The organism is Sulfuricurvum sp. (genome assembly GCF_022759005.1).
Classification (GTDB): domain Bacteria; phylum Campylobacterota; class Campylobacteria; order Campylobacterales; family Sulfurimonadaceae; genus Sulfuricurvum.
Genome location: NZ_JAEMQA010000018.1, coordinates 1 through 3344, shown reverse-complemented (window position 1 = coordinate 3344; position 3344 = coordinate 1). Strand labels below are relative to the sequence as shown.

Annotated in this window: 4 protein-coding genes; all 4 read right to left on the bottom strand. The window is 43.8% G+C overall.

From position 1 onward, the window contains the following. Position 1: 1 nt before the first annotated feature. On the bottom strand, positions 2 to 586 hold the full coding sequence (folE, locus tag JHC35_RS00990; protein ID WP_295041513.1) for a GTP cyclohydrolase I FolE: 585 nt from the start codon (positions 584 to 586) through the stop codon (positions 2 to 4). Positions 587 to 726: 140 nt separating this feature from the next. Further along, positions 727 to 1242: a peptide deformylase gene (gene def, locus JHC35_RS00985; protein WP_295041512.1), complete on the bottom strand. Its 516-nt coding sequence runs from the start codon at positions 1240 to 1242 to the stop codon at positions 727 to 729. A gap of 3 nt (positions 1243 to 1245) precedes the next feature. Next, on the bottom strand, positions 1246 to 1848 hold the full coding sequence (gene clpP / locus JHC35_RS00980; protein ID WP_295041511.1) for an ATP-dependent Clp endopeptidase proteolytic subunit ClpP: 603 nt from the start codon (positions 1846 to 1848) through the stop codon (positions 1246 to 1248). 5 nt (positions 1849 to 1853) lie between these two features. Continuing rightward, positions 1854 to 3149, bottom strand: coding sequence for a trigger factor (gene tig, locus JHC35_RS00975; protein ID WP_295041510.1), 1296 nt, complete (start codon positions 3147 to 3149; stop codon positions 1854 to 1856). Between the last annotated feature and the right edge of the window lie 195 nt (positions 3150 to 3344).

Below are 3344 nucleotides of genomic sequence, written 5' to 3'. Positions count from 1 at the left end.
CTTAATACCGATGCCCACTAGAGGAATTGATGAGGCTAAAAAACTCGGCACGGGTTTTTTCATCCCGTTTGAACAATCCGCGTAATGCACTAGAAGTGGTCGTCGAGCTGATTTTTTCCACCCCACGCATCTCCATACACATATGGCGCGCTTGGATCACCACCGCAACCCCTTTGGGGGCAATGGAGTGCATCAACGCATCGGCGATTTGTTCGGTGAGTTGCTCTTGAATTTGCATCCGTCGGGCGAAAACATCGACCACACGAGGGATTTTAGAGAGACCAACAACTCTACCATCAGGGATATACGCTACGTGTGCCCGTCCGATAATGGGGAGTAAATGGTGTTCACAGGTGGAATAAAATTCGATGTCTTTGATGAGTACCATCTCATCATTAGAGCTTGCAAACATCGCGGAATTGAGGATGGCTTGAGGATCTTCTTGGTATCCACCGAACATAAATTCATACGCTTTTAATACACGCTGGGGAGTTTTAAGTAACCCCTCTCGTGTTACATCTTCACCCACATGGGCAATCATGGTTTTGACCGCATCCAAAAACGGTTGATTTGTTGGGGTTTTCATCTACACTCACTTGCAATAGGGATCAAAAAGGGACTCTAACACGTTTGGGCTTTTATTTAACCCCTATTGGGAGGCTTCGGACGAAAAGAGTGTATGCAGAGGAAGCCTACGCACTTAAAAATCAGAGTGATATGTGCAGATTATTTTTTCTCTTTGAGGGCTTTTTTGTACTCTTTTTCAAATTTTTTACGACGGTTATAGGAGAGACGTTCGATAAAGAGTTTCCCCTCCAAATGATCCATTTCGTGTTGAATCGCAATCGCCAAAAGCTCGGTCGCTTCTAAGGTGATCTCTTCTCCATGTCGATTGTGATAGTGCAATGTCAACGACTCAAATCGCTCCACATCTTCATAAAATCCAGGGACACTCAAACACCCTTCTTGATACAGTACTGAGCCTTTGGTAGTATGGATAACGGGATTGATAATTTCAAGGAGATTCTCCTTGTGTTGATCCCCTTTGTCGTTAGGAATTGATAGAATTAAGGCACGGATAGGGCGAGATACTTGGATGGCAGCCAGTCCGATCCCATTTTTTGCCATCATCGTTTCGTACATATCGTCTAAAAAAGTGTGCAGTTCCTGATCGAACTGCTCCACTGCCTTAGAACGCATTTTTAGGGTTTTATGGGGATAAGTGATGATGGGTAGTATCATGATTTATTCTTTGGTGTCTGCTTTTTCTTTTTGGATCAATACTTCATCGATAATACCGTATTGTACCCCTTCGGAAGCGGACATAAAGTTATCCCGATCAGTATCTTTTTCCAATTTTTCGATGCTTTGACCGCAGTTGCGCGCCAAAATATCATTGAGTTCAGCTTTCATGCGCAAAATTTCTTTGGCTTGAATCTCGATATCGGTCGCTTGACCTTGCGCACCGCCGAGAGGTTGATGGATCATGATGCGAGCATGAGGAAGGGCATAGCGTTTCCCCTTGGCACCAGAACTGAGCAAAAATGCTCCCATGGAAGCGGCTTGACCGATACAAATCGTACACACATCGGGACGAATGTAGTTCATCGTATCGTAAATCGCCATTCCCGAAGTGATCACTCCTCCGGGAGAATTGATGTAAAAATAGATCTCTTTTTGGGGATCTTCGGCTTCTAAAAAGAGCATTTGTGCCACGATAGAAGAGGCTGCCCCATCATGGACTTCACCACTGAGCATAATAATACGATCTTTAAGAAGTCGGGAGTAGATGTCATACGACCGCTCGCCACGCCCTGTTTTTTCGATAACGTAAGGGATGTAACTCATATTTATTACTTGATTTTGTCGTTAAGCAATTTGCTCAAAACACGATCTTCGATCATTGCCATTTGAATGGCGGGCAAGTAGCCTGATTCTTGGTAATTTTTGTACACAGCCACAGGATCTTGACCCATTTGCATCGCTTCATAATAGATGGTTTGCATCAACTCTTGTTCATTGACGACAATGTTTTCTGCTTTTGCCAACGCATCGACAATAAAGGTCGCTTTGACGGCACGAGCAGCCTCTTCACGAAATGTTTCGCGAAGTTCTTGCACTTTATCTGCGTTTTCACGAAGTTCTGCAATCTCCTCTTCGCTCATGGTACTTGCTTTTTTGTTCAATGCCATATCCATCTCTTGCTCGACAATAAAATCAGGAAGATCGATAGTAAAGGCACTCACAAAGGTTTCCATCAAAGCAGGTTTAAGCTCATCGTTGTATCGAACGCTCATCGCTTCGCTTTCTAGTTGCTCTTTGACTTTTTCTTTGAGCATCTCAACGCTTGCATCCTCAAATCCAGGGAGCATTTTTTTGGCTAATTCTTCGTCGATAACGACCACTTCTTTGGCTTGAATCGCGTTGATTTTTACTGTGAATTCAGCCGGTTTGCCTGCAAGTTTGGCTCCGCCGTAATTTTCAGGGAAGGTTACATCAATCGTTTTTTCGTCCCCTTTGCGCATTCCGATCACTTGATCTTCAAATCCAGGGATAAATTGACCGCTGCCCAAACGGAGTGAAAAGTTTTCGGCTTTTCCCCCCTCGAACGCTTCGCCATCGACAAACCCTTCAAAATCGATCAGCGCCGTATCACCACTCACCAATGGGCGGTCTTCGTCAACATTGACTAAGGGAGCTTGGGCAGTGGCTAACTCTTCGATACGAGCAACAATGGCTTCATCTTCGATAGCTACTTTTACCACTTCAGGAACCATTGCTGCGTAATCGCCAAGCTCGATGGAGGGACGCATAGCGATGGTCACTTCGACATCAATACCGTTGTCATGTTTTTCAAATTTGGTGATGTTAGGCTCACCAATCAACGTATCAGCAACAATCTCCATCGCTGCTAACCCTTCGTTAAGGACATCACGCAAAAGTTGTGCCTCCGCATCTTGGACAAGACGCTCACCGTATTGTTTTTTAACCATACTTACGGGAACTTTTCCTTTACGAAAACCGGCAACTTTAATCTCTTTGCTGAGTTGATTGGCAATTTTTTCGACGTTAGCATCGACGGTTTTGCGGGTAATAGCTGCGTTAATTTTCGCATTGGCGGAGTTGATTTTGTTGGTTGTAATTTGCATTCATATCCTTTAGGAGTTCTCTTGAGTTGAGTAAATGGCGACAATAATACCTGAAAAGGGTTAATAAATGGCTGAACGAATTTTTATTGCCGTATCAAAGTAGACGAATAATTCGATATAATTATAATAACTGGAAGAGCAACTGCATCGCATAACACGCGTAGAGAAGTCAATTGTGGCTCCAATGATGTTAAT